Origin of the sequence: Phocaeicola coprocola DSM 17136 (assembly GCF_000154845.1) — a bacterium.
Lineage (GTDB): Bacteria > Bacteroidota > Bacteroidia > Bacteroidales > Bacteroidaceae > Phocaeicola > Phocaeicola coprocola.
Window position 1 is genome coordinate 1 of the sequence record NZ_DS981506.1, and the last position, 22,671, is coordinate 22,671.

General features: G+C 41.6%; 17 protein-coding genes, 1 tRNA gene and 2 pseudogenes. 14 read left to right on the top strand and 6 right to left on the bottom strand.

Annotated elements, in window-relative coordinates; translation table 11 throughout:
• Nucleotides 1-380, bottom strand: a pseudogene (locus tag BACCOP_RS16335) (hypothetical protein); the annotation flags it as partial.
• Nucleotides 381-621: 241 nt separating this feature from the next.
• Here BACCOP_RS16335 and mraY point away from each other — a divergent pair.
• From mraY to BACCOP_RS16380, 9 genes are all read left to right on the top strand, one after another.
• On the top strand, nt 622-1,890 hold the full coding sequence (mraY, locus tag BACCOP_RS16340) for a phospho-N-acetylmuramoyl-pentapeptide-transferase (RefSeq protein ID WP_007571116.1): 1,269 nt from the start codon (nt 622-624) through the stop codon (nt 1,888-1,890).
• A gap of 6 nt (nt 1,891-1,896) precedes the next feature.
• A complete protein-coding gene (gene murD, locus BACCOP_RS16345) occupies nt 1,897-3,231 on the top strand; it encodes a UDP-N-acetylmuramoyl-L-alanine--D-glutamate ligase (protein WP_007571117.1) in 1,335 nt (444 codons plus the stop codon).
• Nucleotides 3,232-3,249: 18 nt separating this feature from the next.
• Nucleotides 3,250-4,545, top strand: a complete 1,296-nt coding sequence (locus BACCOP_RS16350) for an FtsW/RodA/SpoVE family cell cycle protein (protein ID WP_007571118.1) — start codon at nt 3,250-3,252, stop codon at nt 4,543-4,545.
• 106 nt (nt 4,546-4,651) lie between these two features.
• Nucleotides 4,652-5,782 carry an undecaprenyldiphospho-muramoylpentapeptide beta-N-acetylglucosaminyltransferase gene (gene murG / locus BACCOP_RS16355; protein WP_007571119.1) on the top strand — a complete coding sequence of 377 codons (1,131 nt, stop codon included), beginning with the start codon at nt 4,652-4,654 and terminating at the stop codon, nt 5,780-5,782.
• Nucleotides 5,772-7,148 carry a UDP-N-acetylmuramate--L-alanine ligase gene (murC, locus tag BACCOP_RS16360; protein ID WP_007571121.1) on the top strand — a complete coding sequence of 459 codons (1,377 nt, stop codon included), beginning with the start codon at nt 5,772-5,774 and terminating at the stop codon, nt 7,146-7,148. The genes murG and murC overlap by 11 nt, the downstream gene beginning before the upstream one ends.
• Nucleotides 7,145-7,882 (top strand): cell division protein FtsQ/DivIB, encoded by a 738-nt coding sequence (locus BACCOP_RS16365; RefSeq protein ID WP_007571123.1) that lies wholly within the window; start codon nt 7,145-7,147, stop codon nt 7,880-7,882. Before murC ends, BACCOP_RS16365 begins: the two co-directional genes overlap by 4 nt.
• 3 nt (nt 7,883-7,885) lie before the next feature.
• A complete protein-coding gene (ftsA, locus tag BACCOP_RS16370) occupies nt 7,886-9,457 on the top strand; it encodes a cell division protein FtsA (RefSeq protein ID WP_007571124.1) in 1,572 nt (523 codons plus the stop codon).
• A 30-nt stretch (nt 9,458-9,487) separates the two neighbouring features.
• A complete protein-coding gene (gene ftsZ / locus BACCOP_RS16375; protein ID WP_007571126.1) occupies nt 9,488-10,783 on the top strand; it encodes a cell division protein FtsZ in 1,296 nt (431 codons plus the stop codon).
• A 36-nt stretch (nt 10,784-10,819) separates the two neighbouring features.
• Nucleotides 10,820-11,269: a GatB/YqeY domain-containing protein gene (locus BACCOP_RS16380; RefSeq protein ID WP_007571129.1), complete on the top strand. Its 450-nt coding sequence runs from the start codon at nt 10,820-10,822 to the stop codon at nt 11,267-11,269.
• Nucleotides 11,270-11,534: 265 nt separating this feature from the next.
• On the opposite strand, the gene recO is transcribed toward BACCOP_RS16380, so the two are convergent.
• Entirely contained in the window at nt 11,535-12,257 is a 723-nt protein-coding gene (gene recO, locus BACCOP_RS16385) for a DNA repair protein RecO (protein WP_007571131.1), read from the bottom strand.
• Nucleotides 12,258-12,688: 431 nt separating this feature from the next.
• On the opposite strand from recO, the gene BACCOP_RS16390 reads away from it, so the two are divergent.
• Together BACCOP_RS16390 and rpsT are read left to right on the top strand one after the other, a co-directional pair.
• Nucleotides 12,689-12,760: transfer RNA gene (locus BACCOP_RS16390), tRNA-Glu, on the top strand.
• 42 nt (nt 12,761-12,802) lie between these two features.
• Nucleotides 12,803-13,057, top strand: a complete 255-nt coding sequence (gene rpsT, locus BACCOP_RS16395; RefSeq protein WP_007571135.1) for a 30S ribosomal protein S20 — start codon at nt 12,803-12,805, stop codon at nt 13,055-13,057.
• Nucleotides 13,058-13,192: 135 nt separating this feature from the next.
• On the opposite strand, the pseudogene BACCOP_RS16400 reads toward rpsT, so the two are convergent.
• Together BACCOP_RS16400 and BACCOP_RS16405 are read right to left on the bottom strand one after the other, a co-directional pair.
• Nucleotides 13,193-14,183, bottom strand: a pseudogene (locus BACCOP_RS16400) (ISAon1 family transposase).
• Nucleotides 14,149-14,535: an ISAon1 family transposase N-terminal region protein gene (locus tag BACCOP_RS16405; protein ID WP_007565224.1), complete on the bottom strand. Its 387-nt coding sequence runs from the start codon at nt 14,533-14,535 to the stop codon at nt 14,149-14,151. Before BACCOP_RS16405 ends, BACCOP_RS16400 begins: the two are co-directional and overlap by 35 nt.
• 316 nt (nt 14,536-14,851) lie before the next feature.
• On the opposite strand from BACCOP_RS16405, the gene BACCOP_RS19315 reads away from it, so the two are divergent.
• The 3 genes from BACCOP_RS19315 to BACCOP_RS16420 all read left to right on the top strand — a co-directional run bounded on the left by BACCOP_RS19315 (nt 14,852) and on the right by BACCOP_RS16420 (nt 20,477).
• Entirely contained in the window at nt 14,852-15,349 is a 498-nt protein-coding gene (locus BACCOP_RS19315) for a DUF4251 domain-containing protein (protein ID WP_185150236.1), read from the top strand.
• 188 nt (nt 15,350-15,537) lie between these two features.
• Nucleotides 15,538-17,502, top strand: a complete 1,965-nt coding sequence (gyrB, locus tag BACCOP_RS16415; protein WP_007571141.1) for a DNA topoisomerase (ATP-hydrolyzing) subunit B — start codon at nt 15,538-15,540, stop codon at nt 17,500-17,502.
• A gap of 269 nt (nt 17,503-17,771) precedes the next feature.
• Entirely contained in the window at nt 17,772-20,477 is a 2,706-nt protein-coding gene (locus tag BACCOP_RS16420) for a 4-alpha-glucanotransferase (RefSeq protein WP_040312203.1), read from the top strand.
• A gap of 133 nt (nt 20,478-20,610) precedes the next feature.
• On the opposite strand, the gene BACCOP_RS16425 is transcribed toward BACCOP_RS16420, so the two are convergent.
• On the bottom strand, nt 20,611-21,942 hold the full coding sequence (locus tag BACCOP_RS16425; RefSeq protein WP_007571150.1) for a nucleobase:cation symporter-2 family protein: 1,332 nt from the start codon (nt 21,940-21,942) through the stop codon (nt 20,611-20,613).
• Between the two features lie 91 nt (nt 21,943-22,033).
• Nucleotides 22,034-22,603 (bottom strand): xanthine phosphoribosyltransferase, encoded by a 570-nt coding sequence (gene xpt / locus BACCOP_RS16430; protein WP_007571152.1) that lies wholly within the window; start codon nt 22,601-22,603, stop codon nt 22,034-22,036.
• Nucleotides 22,604-22,671 lie beyond the last annotated feature (68 nt).

Sequence of the window (22,671 nt, forward strand, 5' to 3'; positions counted from 1 at the left end):
ATGATTTCCAGTCCACGCTTGTATTCTCCTGCACAACCGGACCAGAAGTAACCTATCCAAGGTGTCTTCTTGCCTGATTTGGGAATATAGGAAGGATCGATGGCGATGGCTTTTCTTTTGCCTGTGAGATGCTTGCTGATGATAGAGCCGTTGAACGCAAACCAGTCGAAAGTTTCATGCTCAAAAAGGTTACGATAAGTCTGTTCTGAGAAACAGCCATATCTGCCCAATTGGAGGAAGTTTATACGATCCGGGATGGCCATGAATAATTTCATGGTGTCCATGAACGTTTTTTCAAAAGGTTTTTGTATATTCGCTACTGATTTGAGAGCCGACAGGCACTCGGATTGGTATTGCATAAGGAGTGTTTCTTTAGTCATAATCAGAAGAGTTGAGAGACTTCTAATTTACTAAAAAACCAGCGAATTATGCAATACTTTTTCACCTTTATTATCAGCAGGTTAGCACATTTTTTTCAGCACATTTCTTCATGCTTAACCATTCGTTTTAGACAACATTTCAATGACCTCTTTAGTGTTTCCGAACCGACTTTTGCCGGTTTTATTGTTTAACTTTTAATTTTTCGGTAAAAATTTACCGAAGTATTGATACAAGTACAACATGTTATATTACTTATTTAATTATCTGGAGCAGCTTAATTTTCCCGGAGCACGTATGTTCGGATACGTATCGTTCCGTTCGCTTATGGCTATCATTCTGTCTTTGCTGATATCAGCGATATTCGGAGAATATTTTATCAAGTTACTCAAGCGGAAACAAATTACGGAAACGCAGCGTGATGCTTCGATTGACCCGTTTAATGTAAATAAAATCGGAGTTCCTACAATGGGAGGAATTATCATTATCGTCGCCATTCTTATTCCTTGCCTCTTGCTGGGTAAGCTGCACAATATATACATGATATTGATGCTGATAACTACAATATGGCTAGGCAGTCTAGGATTTGCCGACGACTATATCAAGGTCTTCCGCAAAGACAAAGAAGGACTTCACGGAAAGTTTAAGATCATCGGACAGGTAGGACTTGGTCTGATTGTCGGTCTGACGCTTTACCTCAGTCCTAATGTAGTAATCCGCGAAAACGTCGAAATCCAGAAAGACGGACATGTAGTTGATGTGGTACACAAAAGTCAAGACGAAAAATCGACAAAAACTACAATCCCTTTCTTTAAGAACAACAACCTGGATTATGCAGACTTTGTAGGTTTTATGGGAGAAAGTGCACAGTCGGCTGGGTGGATTGTTTTTGTACTAGTTACTATTTTTGTAGTAACCGCTGTGTCCAACGGAGCAAACTTGAACGACGGTATGGATGGCATGGCCGCAGGAAACTCAGCTATCATCGGAGTTACGCTGGGAATACTGGCTTACGTGTCCAGTCACATAGAGTATGCCAGCTACCTGAACATCATGTACATTCCGGGAAGCGAAGAGCTGGTTATCTTCATATGTGCTTTCATCGGAGCTCTGATAGGTTTTCTCTGGTACAATGCTTTCCCGGCACAAGTATTCATGGGCGATACAGGCAGCTTGACTATTGGAGGTATCATAGCAGTATTTGCTATTATCATTCATAAGGAACTGCTGATTCCTATATTATGCGGTATCTTCCTTGTAGAAAACTTATCGGTTATTCTTCAAGTAAGATATTTCAAGAGTGGCAAGAAGAAAGGACTTAAACGCCGAATCTTCAAGCGTACTCCTATACACGATCACTTCCGTACTACACTATCACAACTTGATCCGAACTGTACGTATCTGATAACATCTCCAAGTAGTGTCTTTCACGAATCGAAAATTACTGTTCGGTTCTGGATTGTCACTATTGTATTAGCAGCAATAACAATTATAACTTTAAAGATAAGATAAGAGATCATGGCAAAAAGAATTGTCATTTTAGGAGCTGGCGAAAGCGGTGCGGGAGCAGCCGTGCTGGCACAGAAACAAGGTTTCGATACATTTGTTTCTGACATGTCTTTAATAAAAGACAAATATAAGAATATGTTAAACGAACGAGGCATTCAGTGGGAGGAAGGGCGTCATACAGAAGAGCTGATCCTGAATGCAGACGAAGTCATCAAGAGTCCGGGAATACCTAACGACGCACCGATGATCTTGAAACTGAAGGAACAAGGCACTCCGATTATTTCAGAAATCGAATTTGCCGGACGATACACCAATGCTAAGATGATTTGTATCACAGGAAGCAACGGAAAAACTACTACTACTTCTCTTATTTATCACATTTTTAAGAAAGCAGGATTAAACGTTGGACTGGCAGGAAATATCGGACAAAGTCTGGCTTATCAAGTTGCAGAATGTAATTATGACTATTATGTTATCGAACTAAGCAGTTTCCAACTGGACAATATGTATAAGTTCCATGCTAATATTGCTGTCCTGATGAATATCACCCCCGACCATCTGGACCGTTACGATTATAAAATGCAGAACTATGTGGATGCCAAGTTCCGTATTATCCAGAACCAGACAGACAATGATGCATTCATTTTCTGGAACGACGACCCAGTCATCCAAAAAGAATTGCATAAATATGGAATACACGGACACTACTATCCGTTTGCCGAAAAGAAAGAAGAAGGACTGGCTGCTTTCGTAGAACAAAATAAAGTCTACTTTACCAAGCCAATTGAATTTAACATGGAACAAGAGGAACTTGCCCTGACAGGTACTCACAACTTGTTCAACTCAATGGCTGCCGGTATTTCAGCCAATATTGCTGGCATCCGAAAAGAATGTATCCGCGAAGCACTGAGTGATTTTAAAGGGGTTGAACACCGTCTGGAAAAAGTAACACGCGTACGTGGAGTAGATTATATCAACGACTCGAAAGCGACTAATGTCAACTCGTGCTGGTATGCACTCAACAGTATGAAAACTAAGACAGTGCTTATCTTAGGAGGCAAAGACAAAGGAAATGACTATAACGAAATAGCTGATCTGGTGAAAGAAAAATGCTCCGGATTAATATTCCTTGGACTCCACAACGAGAAACTACATGACTTCTTTGATGGATTTGGATTGCCTATCGCCGATGTACAAAGCATGAAAGATGCAGTAGATGCCGCATACCGTATGGCGAAAAAAGGAGAAACCGTACTTCTGAGTCCATGCTGCGCTAGCTTCGACTTATTCAAAAGTTATGAAGACCGTGGCGACCAGTTTAAAGAATGTGTGAGAAATTTATAATAAAATTATCCTGACAAAATGGATTTGCTAAAAAACTTATTCAAAGGCGACAAAGTAATATGGATTATTTTCCTATTACTTTGCCTTGTTTCTATCATTGAAGTATTCAGCGCCTCTAGTACACTGACTTACAAAAGCGGTGATCACTGGAGACCTATTACCATGCACATGATATTAATGGCGGTAGGAGCTATTGTAGTACTTATCGTCCACAATATTCCTTGCCGCTGGTTTAAAACATTCATTATACTATTGCCGATATCATGGCTATTACTGATTGCCGTGTTTATAATAGGAGCTTTGACTAATGGAGCAAAACGCTGGATAGATTTGGGATTTATTCAATTCCAGCCTTCTGAAGTAGCAAAAATGGCAACAATCATAACTGTTGCATTCATCTTGTCGAAAATGCAAGAGGAAAAACAAGCAAATCCAAAAGCTTTTAAATACATACTATGGGTTACGGGTATAACCTGCATACTTATCATTACCGAGAATCTTTCCACAGCCGTATTGTTATGTGGAAGCGTATTTCTCATGATGTATGTCGGACGAGTTCCTCTCCGGCAAATGGCTATGCTTGTAGGCATATGCGGTGGAGCTCTAATCTTTGCTTTATGCACAATTAAATATGTTCCTTCTGAAACATGGGATAAAATAGGTTTACATCGTATGGTAACCTGGCAAAGCCGTTTGGATAACCATTTTGACACATCGACGGTTCCTCCTGAGAAATTCGATATCGACGGGGACGGACAGATTGCCCATGCCAATATAGCCATAGCAACAAGTAACATTCTAGGAAAAGGCCCAGGCAATAGTGTACAGCGCGATTTCCTTTCACAAGCTTTTTCAGATTTCATTTATGCCATCATCATAGAAGAATTGGGACTGATAGGCGGAGGCATCGTTGCCTTTCTGTACATATGGCTTTTAATGAGGATAGGAAAAATTGCGAGAAACTGCGACAAGTCGTACTACTCCTTTTTAGTCATGGGCATCGGTTTACTTCTTGTAACACAGGCAATGTTTAACATGCTGGTGGCTGTCGGCATCATGCCGGTAACCGGACAACCTCTCCCTTTAATCAGTAAAGGAGGTACTTCCACGCTGGTCAACTGTGCATACATCGGCATCATATTAAGCATCAGCCGTCACGTAAATGAATTGAAGAAACAACAAGAGCAGGAAGAAGCAGAAAAGCAAAAACAAATACAAGAAGCTGCAGTTACATTGCTGCAAAATGCAGCTAATCTTGCAAAAGAACAAACATTAAATGAATCGCAGAATAAAGAGCAAAATGGAGAAATCTAAAAAAGAATAGAGCTTCTTATCCCTGTAATTTTGCAGCTAAATAAAATAGAAACAGAATAATTATTTTTACAAGTTTATTCCTAACTTTGCAGGAAAATATAAAATTATGAAAGATAATTTGAGGATTATAATCAGCGGAGGAGGTACGGGAGGTCACATCTTTCCAGCAGTATCCATAGCCAATGCAATCAAGGAACAGCATCCCGATACGGAAATTCTGTTTGTTGGTGCAGAAGGGCGTATGGAAATGCAACGTGTGCCAGCCGCAGGATATAAAATAATAGGCTTACCTGTTGCCGGATTCGACAGAAAAAACTTATTGAAGAACTTTAGTGTTCTCATAAAACTGTTTCGCAGTCAGTTGAAAGCACGTCAAATTATCAAAGAGTTCAAACCAGATGCCGCAGTGGGAGTTGGCGGATATGCCAGTGGTCCCACCCTTAAAATGGCAGGCATGATGGGTATCCCGACGCTGATTCAAGAACAAAATTCTTATGCAGGAGTAACCAACAAACTGCTTGCAAAGAAAGCATGCAAGATTTGTGTTGCTTATGAAGGTATGGAACGTTTTTTTGATAAAGAAAAAATCATCCTTACCGGTAATCCGGTACGGCAAGGGTTATTAAACAGTTCCATCGATCGTGAAAAAGCAATTCAATCGTTTGGATTAGATCCGCAGAAGAAAACAATATTAATTGTCGGAGGTAGTCTGGGTGCACGCACAATAAACAATTGTGTTATGCAAGGGTTGGAAAAGATTAAAAACTCCGGAGTTCAGTTTATCTGGCAAACCGGTAAGTTTTACATCAACGAAGCTAAAGCTACAGTAGCGAAAGCTGGAGAAATTCCGATGTTGCACACTACTGATTTCATATCAGACATGGCAGCAGCATACACCGCAGCCGATTTGGTTATCAGCCGTGCCGGAGCAGGATCGATTTCTGAGTTTTGCCTACTGCAAAAACCAGTCATACTCGTTCCCTCGCCGAATGTAGCCGAAGACCACCAGACTAAAAATGCACTTGCTTTAGTCAACAAAGGGGCAGCTCTATATGTTAAAGACTCAGAAGCTACACAAAAGCTCCTCGACCTGGCAATAGCAACTGTATCGCAGCCGGACACATTAAAAAATTTAAGTATGAACATAGCCAAGCTAGCGTTTAAGGATTCTGCAAATGTCATTGCAAACGAAGTCTATAAGCTAGCTGTAAAATATAAAAAAGAACATGAACGTTAATACATTGAAAGCTGTTTATTTCATCGGAGCAGGAGGTATAGGTATGAGTGCTCTGGTTCGCTACTTTTTATCAAAAGGTAAAAAGGTAGGCGGCTACGACCGTACACCAAGTGAACTGACCGAAACATTAATTAAAGAAGGAGCAGCTATTCATTATGAAGAAAACGTTTCACTCATTCCAGATGATTTTCTGAATCCGGAAACGACTTTGATTGTATATACTCCTGCAATTCCTGCTGACCACAAAGAGCTTAACTATTTTCGTGAGCATGGATTTGAAATACAAAAACGTGCTCAAGTATTGGGTATGCTTACACGTACAGAAAAAGGACTCTGTGTAGCGGGTACCCATGGAAAGACAACAACTTCCACAATGACCGCCTATCTGCTGGATCATTCTCATGTAGGATGTAATGCCTTTCTGGGAGGAATATCAAAGAATTATCACACAAATCTGTTGCTGTCCGATAAAAGCGACTTTGTTGTTATCGAAGCCGATGAATTCGACCGTTCATTCCATTGGCTGACTCCATATGCGACTGTTATCACTGCAACAGACTCAGATCATTTGGATATATACGGTACTCACGAAGCATATGTAGAAAGTTTTCAGAAATATACCTCTCTAATTCAGCCGGAAGGTTACCTTATCATAAAAAAAGGGATCGATCTCAACCCAGCTGTACAACCAGGAGTGACGGTATATACCTATTCCACAGAAGAGGGGGATTTCCATGCAGAAAACATCCGGATCGAAAACGGAGAAATTTATTTCGACTTCATTTCTCCATTGGGTAATATAAAAGGAATACAATTAGGAGTTCCTGTCTACGTCAATATCGAAAATGGAATAGCTGCAATGGCCTTAGCACAAATAGGAGGAGCTACAAACGAGGAGATCAAACAGGCGATGCCTGGTTTCCGGGGAGTAGACCGCCGATTTGACTTCAAGCTGAAAAATGACCGAATCGTGTTTATCAGTGACTATGCCCATCATCCGGCAGAAATCAAGCAAAGCATATCTTCTGTACGAATGCTTTATCCTGATAAAAAGATAACAGCTGTTTTCCAGCCTCATCTATATACACGTACTCGCGATTTCTATAAAGATTTTGCAGACAGTTTGTCACTTCTCGACGAAGTTATCCTGCTTGATATTTATCCGGCACGCGAATTACCGATAGAAGGTATAACCAGCAAATTAATTTATGATAACCTACGCCCTGATATCGAAAAAAGTATGTGTTCTAAAGAAAATTTACTGGAAGTCATAAAACACAAAAAGACTGATGTTCTTATAACATTAGGAGCCGGAGATATAGAAAACTATGTACCACAGATATACGAATTATTAAAAGACAAATGATAAAACGAATTTTCATACTCTGCACATTATTACTGGCAACAGCTTATTTAATATTAGCCGTTACCACATTTAATAGCAAGCCTGCCGATCAGGTTTGCAAGGGTATGGAATTGACTGTCAAAGATAGTATTGATTACGGCTTTATTACGGATAAAGAAGTCAAAGAGATTCTGAAAAAAGGAAAGATATACCCTGAGGGCAAGCAACTCTCAAGCATAAATGTGCGCCAGCTGGAGGAATTTCTTTCCAACCATCCCTTTATCGAAAATGCAGAGTGCTATCTTACATCAGGAGGCAAGGTGGCTATTGACATTTATCAAAGAGTTCCTGTCATGCGAGTCATGAGCAGCAACGGAGACAATTACTATTTAGATAATGCCGGAAAAATAATGACCGCAGCCGGGAAATCGGTTCATGTAGTTGTTGCAACCGGATTCATAGACCGCAAGTTTGCCCAAACAGAATTATACCCGTTGGGAAAATTCCTACAATCGGACAAATTCTGGGAATCACAAATTGAGCAAATCAATGTAACTCCCAAACAAGAACTGGAATTGGTTCCCCGAGTAGGTGAACATATACTCTTTTTAGGGAAACCTGGAAATTATAAAGAAAAATTCAGTAAATTGCGAACATTCTACCAAAGTGCGCTGAACCGGGTAGGATGGAACAAATACGAACGGATCAGCATTGAATTTAACAATCAGATTATTTGTACCAAAAAGGAGAAATAAGATATGGCAGCAACAGACTTTATAGCAGCAATAGAGCTGGGATCGGCAAAAATAACAGGTATTGCGGGAAAGAAGAATGCTGACGGAAGCATCCAGGTTCTTGCATATGCCAGCGAACGCTCATCCGATTGTATCAAGAAAGGAGCAATATACAATCTGGACAAAACGACGCAATGCCTCAGTGCAGTAATCTGTCAATTGGAAGAGACTTTACATGCATCTATAAAAAAAGTGTATGTGGGTATCGGAGGACAGTCGGTAAGAAGCATTCGACATACAGAAACAAAGCAACTGACAGAAGAAACTAAAATATCTCAGGCTCTCATCGATGCTATTATGGAAAGCAACCGTGAAATAACATTGATGGATCAGGAAATTTTAGCTGTCGAACCTCAAGAATATAAACTGGGAAACAACCAGCTTACTACAGAACCAGTGGGTATTCAGACAGACCGCATCGAAGGAAACTTTCTGAATATTATTGCACGTAACTCACTAAAGAGCAACATACGTCAATGTTTCCGCCAAACCGGATATGAAGTTGCCGAATATTTACTTTCTCCATTGGCAACGGCCAACGCTGTACTCACCGGAAGTGAGAAACGTTCTGGCTGTGCCCTCGTAGATTTTGGTGCAGATACAACTACTGTATCGGTTTATAAAAACAACTTGCTTCGCCATCTGGCTGTCATACCTTTGGGAAGCAGCAATATAACAAAAGATATCTGTAGCCTGCAAATAGAAGAAGAAGATGCAGAGCAACTTAAGCTTCATTATGCTTGTGCCTACACAGAACCTAGTGAAAATGAAGATGAGTTAGGCAAAGAATACAGCATCGACGGAAAATGCAGCATCCGTGCTCATAAACTCGAAGACATCGTCGAAGCACGTGTCAAGGAAATACTGGAAAATGTATGGAATCAGATTATCCTATCAGAATATAGCGATAAATTGCTGGCCGGTGTCATACTGACAGGAGGAGCCTCCAAGTTACCTAATCTGGACAAAGCTTTCTTCAATATCACAAAGATTGAGAAGATACGAATTGCGCAAAATGGAGCTATCGAACTGAGAGGGGACATTAATATTCCGCAAGATGGAAGCTGTAATACATTGATTGGACTTCTGGCTGCAGGAAAAGACAACTGCTGTAAGATAGATCCACGCAAGGGACATCAGTTAGACTTTATCGACGACTTGCAAAAGAAAGAAGAAGAAGCTCGCCTGAAAGCTGAAGCAGAGCGTAAAGCAGCTGAAGAAAAAGCAGCCAAAGAAGCCGAGGCAGAACGTATCCGCCAATTGGAAGAAGCTAAGATACGTCAGGAGTTAGAACGGGCCCAGAAACGTCTGCACGATTGCGAAACGCTGATTACTGAAGCACACCGTCAGATGAATCGCAAGAAATACAAAGACGCACTTGCCAAGTTGGAACAGGCCCGCAGCCTGAACGTGCAGGAAAAGGATGAAGAAATAACATCCATGATAGCTGAAATAGAAAAACTTAAAGAGGATAATCCGTTTAAGCGACTGCTAAACGCTTTAAAAAACGGAGCAGACGAGATGATGAAAGATTAAATATTCACCGCATAAAGAAAAGGAAGAATTATGTCTGACGAAACAATTATGCCATTCGATTTCCAAAGTGGATCACCGAGTATCATTAAAGTAATCGGTGTAGGCGGTGGTGGCGGTAACGCAGTCAACCACATGTATAGAGAAGGAATCCACGATGTCACATTCGTGGTTTGCAATACAGATAATCAGGCACTCGACGAGTCGCCTGTACCTATAAAACTTCAATTGGGACGTGAAGGCCTTGGAGCGGGAAACCGACCTGAGCGAGCACGCGATGCAGCCAACGAAAGTTTGGAAGACGTAAAAAACATGCTGAATGATGGCTGTAAGATGGCTTTTATTACAGCAGGTATGGGAGGAGGAACCGGAACGGGTGCTGCTCCAATTATTGCTAAGACTGCCAAGGATATGGGAATCCTTACTGTCGGCATTGTTACCATTCCATTCCTTTTTGAAGGAAATAAAAAGATAGACCAGGCACTCGACGGTGTAGAAGAAATGAGTAAGCACGTCGATGCGTTGCTCGTTATCAATAACGAACGCCTGCGCGATGTGTATTCCGACCTGAGCGTAATGAATGCCTTCGGAAAAGCAGATGATACCCTTTCTGTTGCAGCCAAAAGTATTGCAGAAATCATTACAATACGTGGTAAAATCAACCTCGACTTCAATGATGTGAAAACAGTATTGAAAGATGGAGGTGTGGCTATTATGAGTACTGGATACGGATATGGAGAAGGAAGAGTTACCCAAGCCATTACTGATGCTCTGCACTCACCATTACTGAACAACAACGATATCTTCAACTCTAAGAAAGTTCTTTTCAACATCTCATATAGCAGCAACAGCGACCTGATGATGGAAGAAATGAATGAGGTACACGAATTCATGAGCCGCTTCGGCAAAGATGTAGAAACGAAATGGGGATTGTACATCGACGACAATCTGGAAGATAAGGTGAAGTTTACCATCCTTGCAACCGGATTTGGCATCAAAGATGTGCCGGGAATGAACAACAAACTTTCTGCAGAAGAACAAAAACGTCAGGAAGAATTAGAGGAAGAAGAACAAAAGAAGGCCGAACGCCGTGATGATTTCTATCCGGGAAGTTATAAAAACAACCGGAAGAAAGGAAACTACAAAATCTATATCTTCACACAAGAAGATCTGGACAATGATGATATCATCAGCATGGTAGAAACAACTCCTACCTACAAGCGTTCAAAAGCTGTACTCGAAAGTATCCAGTCGAGAGCCGTTGCCGAAGAAAGCTCAACCCCTAAGCTGGACAATAGCGAGAATGGCTCTATGACCATTACTTTCTAAACAAGAAACGAACTACAATTTTATAACTATATTACTATGGATTTATTCGAACAAATCAGCAACGATATCAAAGAGGCAATGAAAGCCAAAGACAAGGTCAGACTGGAAACCTTGCGCAATGTCAAAAAGTGTTTCCTGGAAGCTAAAACAGCTCCGGGAGCAAATGATACACTGACCGATGAAGCTGCACTGAAAATTATGCAGAAGCTGGTAAAACAAGGAAAAGATTCTGCTGCCGTTTACGAAGGACAAGGCCGTGCAGATCTCGCAGAAGAAGAAATGGCTCAGGTACGTGTCATCGAAGCATACCTTCCCAAACAACTTTCAGCTGAAGAACTGGAAGCTAAATTGAAAGAAATCATTGCACGTGTTGGTGCAACTAGCGGAAAGGATATGGGAAAAGTTATGGGTGTTGCCAGCAAAGAACTGGCCGGACTTGCCGAAGGACGTGCTATTTCTGCAAAAGTAAAAGAATTGTTGCAGTAATTCTCCTCCATCCAGAAAAGTTAGACTAAACCTTATACAAGATACGGAACTTTCCATGAGAGTTCCGTATCTTTTTTTATTGCTTAGAAAACAAGGTGTTATGTCTTATATAGCGAAAGCAAATAAGTCAACGAAAAGGTCATAAAAAAATGTTCTTTTTTTGTACAATTTTTCAAAAAAGATCTCGATGAATTTCCGAAAAATTCACGATGTTTTTCTAAAACTTCCTGTTATTTTATCCGAGTTACTTTCAGAGGCTATACATCTAAAACAATTCTTGCAAAACAGGAAGCGATTTCAACTCCGGAAAGTCAGGTAAATGTAAACGATAATATTCATTGATGATATCCAGACAACGATTCCGCTCCATCCGGTTCATAGCAAACAGATGCATTGTTTCATAATTCATACGCATCAAAGTACGTATATGAGAAGCCTCTTCCGGACGAACAAACATGCCATGATAAGGCTGAGAAGAAACAAAGCAAGCATTCAGCAAATCAAAATAGTCGCTGGAAGAATACTCTTCAACGTTGGGATAAAGCCCGAGAAAACGGGAAAGTCGCATTAAAAAGACCAGATGAAAATTGGCAAAACTGGTTTCACAAACATCCAGCCACTGTACAGAGTGAACCAGATAGGCAAATAAAGGAATATTGGTAGTTTCCTCCTTCAATGCACGATAAAGGAATTCTGCCAGAAACATGGCTATTGCCGATTTGTAAGGATCATAAGGCAATGACGTAAAGACGTACCAGGCTTTTGCCTCCTTGATGGGATGAATACCGGAACGAGGACGCATATCCGCCTCAAATTCCACGACAGACAAAGGCTGGAAAAGCACTTGCTTTACAGCTGATTTACGAGAACGCTGTGCCGGAATCAGAAAAGACATTCTGCCCGACTGCTCGGTATAGACATGCACGATATTTGCCTTGTCGCTATACTTTACCGTATGAAGAACTATGCCAACGTATTTTTGCAACATAACGGAGGCAAAGATACACATAATGCAAAAATCCCTGCATGTAAATAACAGTAATTATTTATCATGCAGGGCAACCATTTTATAAAAACTTTAATAAGAGAGAGAGCGACTTCAGATTTTCAGAGTCTCTCCTATTCTTTCCCCGAAGAAACCGGACACTCTGATATATTGCAAATATACAAGCTTTCAATAATCAAACTAAACCAGCTCAGCTATACAAAAGGAATAAACGGTTGTTTTCCATGACCAAACGAGTAAAAATCGCACCTATCCGAACCAAAATTTCACGTACCCCGACAAACTGCAAATGATTTAATAAAAAAAATCACAGAAAGTTTTGCAGGAATGAAAATTCTTCATACCTTTGCATCCGCAATCGAGAGATATATGTCCTCGAAAAGCAAGTCAGGAATAATCCTGAATCTAAGGATGGCCCGTTCGTCTATCGGTTAGGACGCAAGATTTTCATTCTTGAAAGGGGGGTTCGATTCCCCCACGGGCTACATAATAAACAAAATCACGAACAATATTAAAGATTAGTCGAGATGGCAAATCACAAATCATCTATCAAAAGAATCAGACAAGAAGAAAAGAGAAGACTTCACAACAGATATTATGCTAAGACTATGCGTAACGCAGTGAAGAAACTTCGTGCAACTACTGACAAAGCAGAAGCTGTAGCTCTGTTCCCTAACGTACAGAAAATGTTGGATAAATTGGCTAAACGTAACATTATCCACAAGAACAAAGCTGCTAACTTGAAGTCAAAATTGGCTGCTCACATCAGCAAATTGGCTTAAGTAATTGCTCACTTTAAGGATATTAAGGCTGAATCGAAATGATTCGGCCTTTTGTCGTTTATACCTCACAATACCCCTTTTCTTCTGCCCGGAGATATTCGGGGTCAGTAGAAAATTTAGTGGGTCAGTAGAAATTTAGTGGGGATACGCATATAGCTTCGCAATGCGGGAATAAAAAGAACTTCTTATCACTACTCCTCTTAGATTTGCTCTGAACAGTTTAATTTTGCATTGGACGATTCTGCCATCGCATTTGAAGAACGATGGTTGTAGAAATTCAGTATTTCATCATAGTGCTCATAGAAAGTAGCAGCAATGACATTAAAAGAATGCATCCCTGCTTCTTCTACTTTATTATACCATCGTGCCATAGCCAAACGTGCAGCGTCCTTTATGGTATTCTTAGAGAAAATCATCCGCAGGGAATGGCACAAACCGTATGCCTTTTTGATGTCAGGGTATTCCTCAAATAGGATTGCTGCCCTTTGCTTCTGTTTTTCTGTCCATTTATCAGCTGACTTGAAAAGCAGATACCGGGAGCGTATAAGTAATTCCCTACGGGTATCGCCATTGGAATATCGGTATGGGACATAATCTTCGTTCTTCCGCTTAGCTTCTTCCATTTCCTCATTGGCCTGCTGTATGGCATCCCAACGGTGTTTGATGCGTAATTCCTGCACAGCATCACAAGCTAATCTCTGAATGTGAAAACGGTCTATCACACGGCTGGCTTCAGGAAATGCAGTCCGTACAATCTTGCGCATGGAGTCTGAAAGGTCAAGTGTCACTTCTTTAACGGCATAACGGCTTTCCTCGTCAATTCGTTGCAGCACAGCTATTACATCCTCTGATTTAGTTCCTGCCACGACAGCTACCAGGGAGCACTCTCTCGTACAGGCATCACGGTTGGTTACAAAGGTGTAAAGTTCACCGTTGGAGAGTGAGGTCTCGTCAATCGCCAGATACGGTCCCATATTTTCCGGAAACAGCATCCATTCACCGGCATGGGATAACTGTTCCCAATTACGATATCCGCTGAGAACCTCCTTGTACTGTTTTCAAATGTATGACCATCTATATGATAGAATTCCTCAAGCGTACGGCAGGTCACTGGGGATGTCTCCATACGTTTCTTTTAAAAAAGCCCCAAATTCTTTGGAGTATCTGGTTCCCTTGGCTACAACATCGAGGTCGATGGGAATACTGAAACTTTTACCTGTGCGCAAGTCCGTCCAACGACGACGTCTGATCTTGAGGATTACCTTATGGTCCCGTATGGGAAAGTCTGTCACATTAACAGCTTCCATAAAACCTTTGGATTCAAAATGTTCGTCATTGCTTAACTTGGAATTCATCTTTTCATCCAGACTAATATGAATCTCTTGAGAGGTTTGTTCAACTCCAGAGATAAGAAAGTAATCTAATATCTGAGCCGGCAACACGAGGCTGGCTAGCATATTCAAATAATCGTTTTTCATAATGCGAAGTAAGCAATACTTTACGAGTATAAAAAATAATCCCCACTAAATTTCTACTGACCCTTCATTTCACCTCCGATTCCTATATCAGACCTACACTTCAAAGCATTCTAAACTCCTCTCAACTCATACAGAAGGACAGTCTATAAAACATATAATCACTTTTTTCTTAAAAAAAAGCATTATATTGCAACTGAAAAGGAATAGTCTTTTCGAAAAGTTGCAATCAGTTTCCGAAAAGAGCCTCTGAAAACGCAAAACTCTAAAGGTTATCGACAACCTGTTTTTTTGCTTCACCTATTAAAAACCCATGATTATGAAAACCACAGTTTCTCTCTTTTTGTTTGTTACCATTCTTTTGTTGGGAAGCGGATGCAAAACCACAAACCTTGCAACCGAAAAAGTAAGCCATGAACAGGCAATACAAGCCCTGGAACAACATAGTTTCAAAATTGTAATAGAAGAAATCTACGACAAAAGCACTTCCAGAAGACGTCCGAAGCAACGATTCGCATCCGACTGCTACTTCAGCATGCAAGGCAATGAGGTTTCTTACTACATCTCACCCGAAGATATAGGCAACCGGACTAAAAGATCTCCCCGACATGAATGTGGACTTACAGCCACACTGTCCAAAGGAAAAAAGCAAAAGAACGGAGACATTCATTACGAATTAAAGACCAATGGAGAGGCAACCAGAGTTTCCACCATGCTGATAATTCTTTATAAGGATACCAACCGATGCTTCGTCCGGCTGAGCAAAAGCTTTTTAGGAAGCAATTATAACTTTACGGGACACATCTTACCCCTATAAAACATTTCATCTGCCACGGACTGCCGCCGGACTGAAAACGACGGCAGTCCGTATTGTATTCACACAAAGAATAAGCATAGAAGTTCACCATTTCCTATCCGAATTTCAAGTTTTTTAGAATCATAAGTTCGGTTATATCACGCTTTTTTAGTAATTTTGAACACTTAAAAAACTAGAAGTAAAAAGAGATGAGTGAAGAACTGATACCAAGCAGCGGAAACAATTACTCGGCAAGCAGCATCCAGGTGTTGGAAGGACTGGAAGCCGTACGTAAACGTCCCGCCATGTATATCGGCGATATTAGTGAAAAGGGATTGCACCATCTGGTGTATGAGGTAGTAGACAACTCTATCGATGAAGCCCTGGCCGGTTATTGTACCCATATAGAAGTAACAATCAACGAAGACAATTCAATCACCGTACAGGATAACGGTCGTGGTATTCCTGTCGATTTCCATGAAAAAGAGAAAAAATCGGCATTGGAAGTAGTTATGACTGTGCTGCATGCCGGAGGTAAATTTGACAAAGGTTCATACAAGGTATCCGGAGGTTTGCACGGTGTAGGTGTATCGTGTGTAAATGCTCTTTCTACACACATGACAACAAACGTATTCCGAAACGGAAAAATCCACCAGCAGGAATATGCATGCGGAAAGCCGCTCTATGCCGTAAAGGAAGTGGGTACTACCGATATCACCGGAACCCGACAAACTTTCTGGCCCGATGGAAGCATTTTCACTACCACCGAATATAAATATAATATCCTACAGGCACGTATGCGTGAACTGGCATACCTGAATAAAGGTATCACCATTACGCTGACCGACAAGCGCGAGAAAGAAGAAGACGGATCGTTCAAACAAGAAATTTTCCACTCAGAAGAAGGTGTAAAAGAGTTTGTCCGTTTCCTGAACTCGACAAACACTCCGCTTATCGACGATGTGATTTACCTGAATACAGAGAAACAGGGTATCCCTATCGAATGTGCTATCATGTACAATACAGGCTTCCGCGAAAACCTGCACTCGTATGTGAATAACATCAACACTATAGAAGGTGGTACACACGAAGCGGGCTTCCGTACAGCTTTGACTCGTGTACTGAAAAAATATGCTGAAGAAAGCAAAGCACTGGAAAAAGCAAAAGTAGAAATATCTGGTGAAGACTTCCGCGAAGGACTGATTGCCGTTATTTCAGTAAAAGTAGCAGAGCCACAGTTCGAAGGACAGACCAAGACTAAACTGGGTAACAACGAGGTAAGCGGTGCTGTAAATCAGGCTGTAGGTGAAGCTCTTACTTACTATCTGGAAGAACATCCGAAGGAAGCAAAAACGATTGTCGACAAAGTTGTTCTTGCGGCAACAGCACGTATCGCTGCCCGTAAGGCACGTGAATCGGTACAGCGCAAGAGCCCGATGGGTGGAGGCGGTCTGCCAGGAAAGCTTGCCGACTGTTCAAGCCGTACGGCAGAAGAATGTGAATTGTTCCTTGTCGAGGGTGACTCAGCAGGTGGTTCTGCAAAACAAGGACGCAGCCGCCAGTTCCAGGCCATTCTTCCATTGCGTGGTAAGATCCTGAATGTAGAGAAAGCCATGTGGCATAAAGCATTCGAAAGCGATGAGGTAAACAATATCATCCAGGCACTAGGGGTACGTTTCGGTGTAGACGGAACTGAAGATAGCAAGAAAGCGAACATCGACAAGCTCCGTTATCACAAGGTGATCATCATGACCGATGCCGATGTCGATGGTTCTCACATCGACACCCTTATCATGACATTGTTCTACCGCTATATGCCTGAAGTAATTCAGGGCGGACACCTTTACATCGCCAACCCGCCTCTGTACAAATGCTCGAAAGGTAAAATCAGCGAATATTGTTACACTGATGAAGAACGTCAGGCATTTATGCAGAAATATGGTGACGGAACAGAAACCGGTATTCACACACAGCGCTACAAAGGTTTGGGTGAAATGAATCCGGAACAGTTGTGGGAAACAACCATGAATCCGGAAACACGTATACTGAAACAGGTAAGCATTGAAAATGCGGCTGAAGCCGACTATATATTCTCCATGTTGATGGGGGACGATGTTGCTCCGCGCCGTGAATTTATTGAAAAACATGCTACCTACGCTAACATTGATGCGTAGTGCATTTTTTATAAACCAAATTTTTAAATCCATCCTCACATCTTACAATGAGGAAAGCTCCGGAAACAATTTCCGGAGCTTTTTTATTTTTACGGCTTGCCTCAGAATCTCACAAACCGGTATTCCTCTCTCCATTTATAACTATTTGAAACCTGTAAAAAGGAAAATCCAATCCCTCTCCGAATAAAAATTACACAGGGGATAAAAGCGTTTTTTCGGTTTTATTGTTTATTTTTGAAAAGACAATTAAACTAATACTTCGAAACAAGATGAAACTGATATTCCGAATCCAGTATCGTACGCTATGGGGAGAAGAAGTACGCATCATCTTCGATGAAGATGAGAATCAGTCAGTAGCCCTGTCTACCCGCGACGGCGTCGAATGGCAAGGCAGTTGCGACTACCAGTTGTCACCATGCGACGCACCTCTCACCTACCGGTACGCTATATATAGAGATAATTCATGTACACGTAAAGAACTGGGAGCCATCTCCCACATCATCTATCCGGGCAATGCCCAGCAGAGTTGTTATATTATAGACGACTGCTGGCGTGACTTACCAGAAAACAATTACCGGTACAGCTCTGCGTTCAACGGGAAATATACTCCGGTCAGCCCTGTCAGGCTGAACGACAATGTAGGAAGTTGCATAACATTCCGTGCCTTATGTCCGGGACTGAGCAGCAAAGAACAATCGCTCGGTCTGATAGGCAGTTGCAATGCCTTGGGCAACTGGGAATACTGCCGTCCCATACGTATGCGTGAAGTCCGCCCTAACGTATGGCAACTGACGGTAGACGCCTCATCGCTGAAATTTCCTTTCGAATATAAATTCGTAGCAGTCAGCAATAAAACCGGAGCCGTAGTGGCATGGGAAACACGAAACAACCGGATATTCCATACACAACCCTTACAGCGGGGAGAAACATATTTTCCACCTGAAACAGAAGTTTTTTTCAATACTCGCAGCTTGCGTGTAGCCGGATGTGCCATACCGGTATTTTCGCTTCGCTCGGAAGCAAGTTTCGGTGTAGGCGACTTTGGCGACCTGAAGACATTCATTACATGGGCATCGGCTACAAAACAGAAAGTCGTACAGATACTTCCAATCAACGATACGACAATGACAGATACATGGATGGATTCATATCCATACAACAGTATATCCATTTATGCTTTCCACCCGATGTATATTGACCTGCGCCAGCTTCCTGCATTGCAGAACGAAAAAGCCAGCCAAATGTTCGAAGAGCAGCGTATCCGCCTGAACAGTCTTCCGCAAGTAGACTATGAAGAGGTGAACAAACAGAAAAGAAGTTATCTGAGAATGCTTTTCGAACAAGAGTCAGAAAATATTCTAACATCTGAAAGCTTTGAAGCCTTTTTCCGCGACAACAAAGAATGGCTCATTCCATATGCAGCATACAGCTACCTGCGTGATCTGAATCACACTTCCGACTTCAACAACTGGGGAGAGTATAGCAGATACGACAAAGAACAAATCCAGGAGTTATGTAATCCGGACAGTACTGCATACAGTAAAATAGCATTCTACTACTTCCTGCAATATGAATTGCATGTGCAGTTGCTTGCCACTTCCGACTATGCACGAAGCAAGGGAGTCATTATCAAAGGAGATATTCCTATCGGTATCAGCCGTACAAGTGTAGAAGCATGGGTAGAACCGTATTACTTCAACATGAACGGACAGGCTGGAGCACCACCAGACGCATTCTCTACCAACGGACAGAACTGGGGTATGCCGACTTACAACTGGGATGTAATGGCAAAAGATAACTACAGCTGGTGGCAAAAACGTTTCCGGAAAATGGCAGAATACTTTACCGCTTACCGTATCGACCATATACTGGGCTTTTTCCGCATTTGGGAAATCCCCTATCATTCAGTACACGGTTTGCTGGGACAGTTTGTACCTTCCCTCCCGATGAGTAAAGAAGAAATTCAGAGTTTCGGACTGGCTTTCAGCAAGGAAACAATGACACGTCCGTTTATCAATGATTATATACTGAATACGGTATTCGGCGAACATAGTGAGGAAGTAAAAGAAACCTTCGTAAAACGGTTGCATCATGATATTTACGTCATGCGACCTGAATTTGATACACAACGGAAGGTAGAAGCTTACTTTGCCGACAAACCTGATGCTGAAAGTCAGGACATAAAAGAAAAGCTTTACGCACTGATCAGTGATGTACTTTTCATCCCCGACCGTGACAACCCGGAAATGTATCATCCACGAATCGCCGTTCAGAATGATTATATCTTCAAGCAGCTAAGAGAACAGGATCAGGAAGCATTCAATCATCTGTACAATCATTACTATTACCAGCGACATAATGAGTTCTGGTATCACGAAGCAATGAAAAAACTTCCTGTTCTGACACAGGCTACATCGATGCTGGTATGTGGAGAAGATCTCGGAATGGTTCCCGACTGTGTACCATGGGTTATGAACCAGCTGCAAATTCTGTCACTTGAGATCCAGCGAATGCCCAAGAGCCCGGCACACGAATTCGGACAGGTTCACGAATATCCTTTCCAGTCTGTATGTACGATAGGTACACATGATATGTCTACTTTCAGAGGCTGGTGGGAAGAAGATAAAGAGCTGACCGAACGCTTCTACCATCAGGAACTAGGACATTGGGGCAATGTTCCTGAACACGCACCAGAGTGGCTGTGCGAGGAAGTCATACGCCAGCATTTGGAGAGTCCGTCTATGCTCTGTATACTGACATGGCAAGACTGGACTTCGATGGACAGTACACTTCGCAATCCGGATATCAATATCGAACGAATCAATGTTCCTGCCGATCCGCGTCATTACTGGCGCTGGCGTATGCATATTACGCTGGAAGAGCTGATGAAACAGGATGAATTTAATGAATACATACGCTCGATGATTGAAGAGAGCGGAAGAAGTGTTTCGGAACAAACCGAAGAGGCAGAATAAGAAAATTTATATCTGATACACCGAATACTCAATATCAATTAAAAAAGGCTCTATCACTTTCCGAAACGGAATTTGATAGAGCCTTTTATATTGCTTATTAGAATCTGTAAGTCTTTAGAACTATTCTGTACGATTATTCTTTGATACGAATCAGCAAGTTGGCAAGAATAGCAGTCAGTCCACCGGTTGTAATACCTGACGCAAAAATATTACGCAATGTTTCCGGCAACTGACAAAGTATATCGGGTACAAGTTCTACACTCAGACCAAAAGAGAAACTCAGAGCCATAACCAGTGTAGCTTTACGGTCAATCTTCTGTGCAGCAATGATACGGATACCGGCTGCAGCTACTGTACCAAACATCAACAAAGTAGCTCCACCAAGCACAGGCTCGGGCATCAGCGAAAATACAAGTCCTACAGCTGGGAACAAGCCGAGAACAATCAGGAAGCCGGCAATGTAATAACCTACATAGCGGCTGGCCACTCCTGTAAGCTGTATCATACCGTTGTTCTGTGCAAAAATTGAATTTGGGAAAGAATTGAAGAAACCAGCCAACATAGAGTTGAATCCATCTGCCAGAATACCTCCAGAAGCGCGTTTCACAAAAGTTTCCCCTTCTACCGGTTCACCCGAAATCAGAGAATTGGCAGTAATATCACCATAAGCCTCTATTGCAGTAATCAGATAAACCAATGCCAATGCAATGATAGAAGAAATATCGAACGAAATACCATAGCGGAAAGGTACAGGTATATTGAAGCCACCATAACTCTGTACAGCCGAGAAATCTACCATTCCCAATGCCCATGCTGTGATATAGCCGATAACCAGACCAATAACAATGGAGCTCATACGCAGATAGCGGTTTGAACTTCGGTTAAATATGATAATCAATATCAGAACAAGAGCAGCAAGACCAACATGCTCTATCGCTCCAAATGTTCCATTTGCCTGTGCAACAGCACCTCCGCCACATGCAGAAATACCTACTTTTATCAGACTCATACCGATAAGCGTCACAACAATACCCGAAACCAGCGGAGTAATAACACGGCGAGTATATTTCAATACACGGCTAATAAGCATCTCTACCGAAGAAGCAACGATACACGCTCCAAAAATAGCAGAAAGACCTCCTGTCAGTCCGGCTGAAATGATAGGTCCGATAAACGAGAAACTGGTTCCCTGAATACAAAGTAATCCACAGCCGACCGGTCCTACCCGACGGCACTGAATAAATGTAGAAACACCAGATGCAAACAAAGCCATAGAAACGAGAAAACCAGTTGTTTCCAAATCAAGTTTTAACGCACCGGCAATAATCAACGGAGGAGTAATAATAGCAACAAAGATAGCCAACAGATGTTGCAAAGCAGCAAAAATTGTTTCTTTCACAGGCGGACGGTCATTCAGTCCGTAAATCAGCCCCGCCCCCGGAGCTTGTGTCTGTTCTTTTTCCATTAAAACTAATACTAACTTTTTAAAATATGAAAAATAAAAAAAATGAAGGAACTGTATTCCAGACTCAAAAATACAGTTCCTCCACGAAAAATTACTCTTTTATTTTAATTTCGCAATGATCCAAGCTTTCGATAATAGCCAATGATTCTACATGAATACCTTGTGCACGCAAGTAGTCACCACCATGCTGGAATGACTTCTCTATCAAAAATCCCATACCCACAAGTTCTGCTCCTGCCTTTTGTACCAGGTCTATGATTCCTTTTGCCGCATTACCATTTGCAAGGAAATCATCGATAAACAATACCTTATCTCCCGGACACAAATAGTCACTGCTGACACATACCTCATACGAACGGTCTTTTGTAAACGAATACACCGTAGTAGTAAGCATGTTTTCCATTGTACTGGGTTTCTTTTTCTTTGCAAAGACAACAGGAAGCTCGAGCAAATATCCTACCATTATAGCCGGAGCAATACCACTGGCCTCGATAGTCAGTATTTTATTGATTTTTGTACTAGCAAAACGGCGTACAAACTCTACCGCCATAGATTTCATCAGAATCGGGTCCATCTGATGATTAATAAAATTATCTACTTTTAATATTCCTCCCTCAAAACATTTACCATCGCGCAAGATACGTTCCTTGAGTGCCTTCATATACCAAAAAGAGCTTTAATTGTTTTATATTTTAAATATTTTGCAAATTTACACGTTTTTATCTTATT

What these genes read in the sequence shown, in the direction of transcription:
- mraY (WP_007571116.1), top strand. Translation starts at nt 622, where the DNA reads ATGTTATATTACTTATTTAATTATCTGGAGCAGCTTAATTTTCCCGGA.
- murD (WP_007571117.1), top strand. Translation starts at nt 1,897, where the DNA reads ATGGCAAAAAGAATTGTCATTTTAGGAGCTGGCGAAAGCGGTGCGGGA.
- BACCOP_RS16350 (WP_007571118.1), top strand. Translation starts at nt 3,250, where the DNA reads ATGGATTTGCTAAAAAACTTATTCAAAGGCGACAAAGTAATATGGATT.
- murG (WP_007571119.1), top strand. Translation starts at nt 4,652, where the DNA reads ATGAAAGATAATTTGAGGATTATAATCAGCGGAGGAGGTACGGGAGGT.
- murC (WP_007571121.1), top strand. Translation starts at nt 5,772, where the DNA reads ATGAACGTTAATACATTGAAAGCTGTTTATTTCATCGGAGCAGGAGGT.
- BACCOP_RS16365 (WP_007571123.1), top strand. Translation starts at nt 7,145, where the DNA reads ATGATAAAACGAATTTTCATACTCTGCACATTATTACTGGCAACAGCT.
- ftsA (WP_007571124.1), top strand. Translation starts at nt 7,886, where the DNA reads ATGGCAGCAACAGACTTTATAGCAGCAATAGAGCTGGGATCGGCAAAA.
- ftsZ (WP_007571126.1), top strand. Translation starts at nt 9,488, where the DNA reads ATGTCTGACGAAACAATTATGCCATTCGATTTCCAAAGTGGATCACCG.
- BACCOP_RS16380 (WP_007571129.1), top strand. Translation starts at nt 10,820, where the DNA reads ATGGATTTATTCGAACAAATCAGCAACGATATCAAAGAGGCAATGAAA.
- recO (WP_007571131.1), bottom strand. Translation starts at nt 12,257, where the DNA reads ATGTTGCAAAAATACGTTGGCATAGTTCTTCATACGGTAAAGTATAGC.
- rpsT (WP_007571135.1), top strand. Translation starts at nt 12,803, where the DNA reads ATGGCAAATCACAAATCATCTATCAAAAGAATCAGACAAGAAGAAAAG.
- BACCOP_RS16405 (WP_007565224.1), bottom strand. Translation starts at nt 14,535, where the DNA reads ATGAAAAACGATTATTTGAATATGCTAGCCAGCCTCGTGTTGCCGGCT.
- BACCOP_RS19315 (WP_185150236.1), top strand. Translation starts at nt 14,852, where the DNA reads ATGAAAACCACAGTTTCTCTCTTTTTGTTTGTTACCATTCTTTTGTTG.
- gyrB (WP_007571141.1), top strand. Translation starts at nt 15,538, where the DNA reads ATGAGTGAAGAACTGATACCAAGCAGCGGAAACAATTACTCGGCAAGC.
- BACCOP_RS16420 (WP_040312203.1), top strand. Translation starts at nt 17,772, where the DNA reads ATGAAACTGATATTCCGAATCCAGTATCGTACGCTATGGGGAGAAGAA.
- BACCOP_RS16425 (WP_007571150.1), bottom strand. Translation starts at nt 21,942, where the DNA reads ATGGAAAAAGAACAGACACAAGCTCCGGGGGCGGGGCTGATTTACGGA.
- xpt (WP_007571152.1), bottom strand. Translation starts at nt 22,603, where the DNA reads ATGAAGGCACTCAAGGAACGTATCTTGCGCGATGGTAAATGTTTTGAG.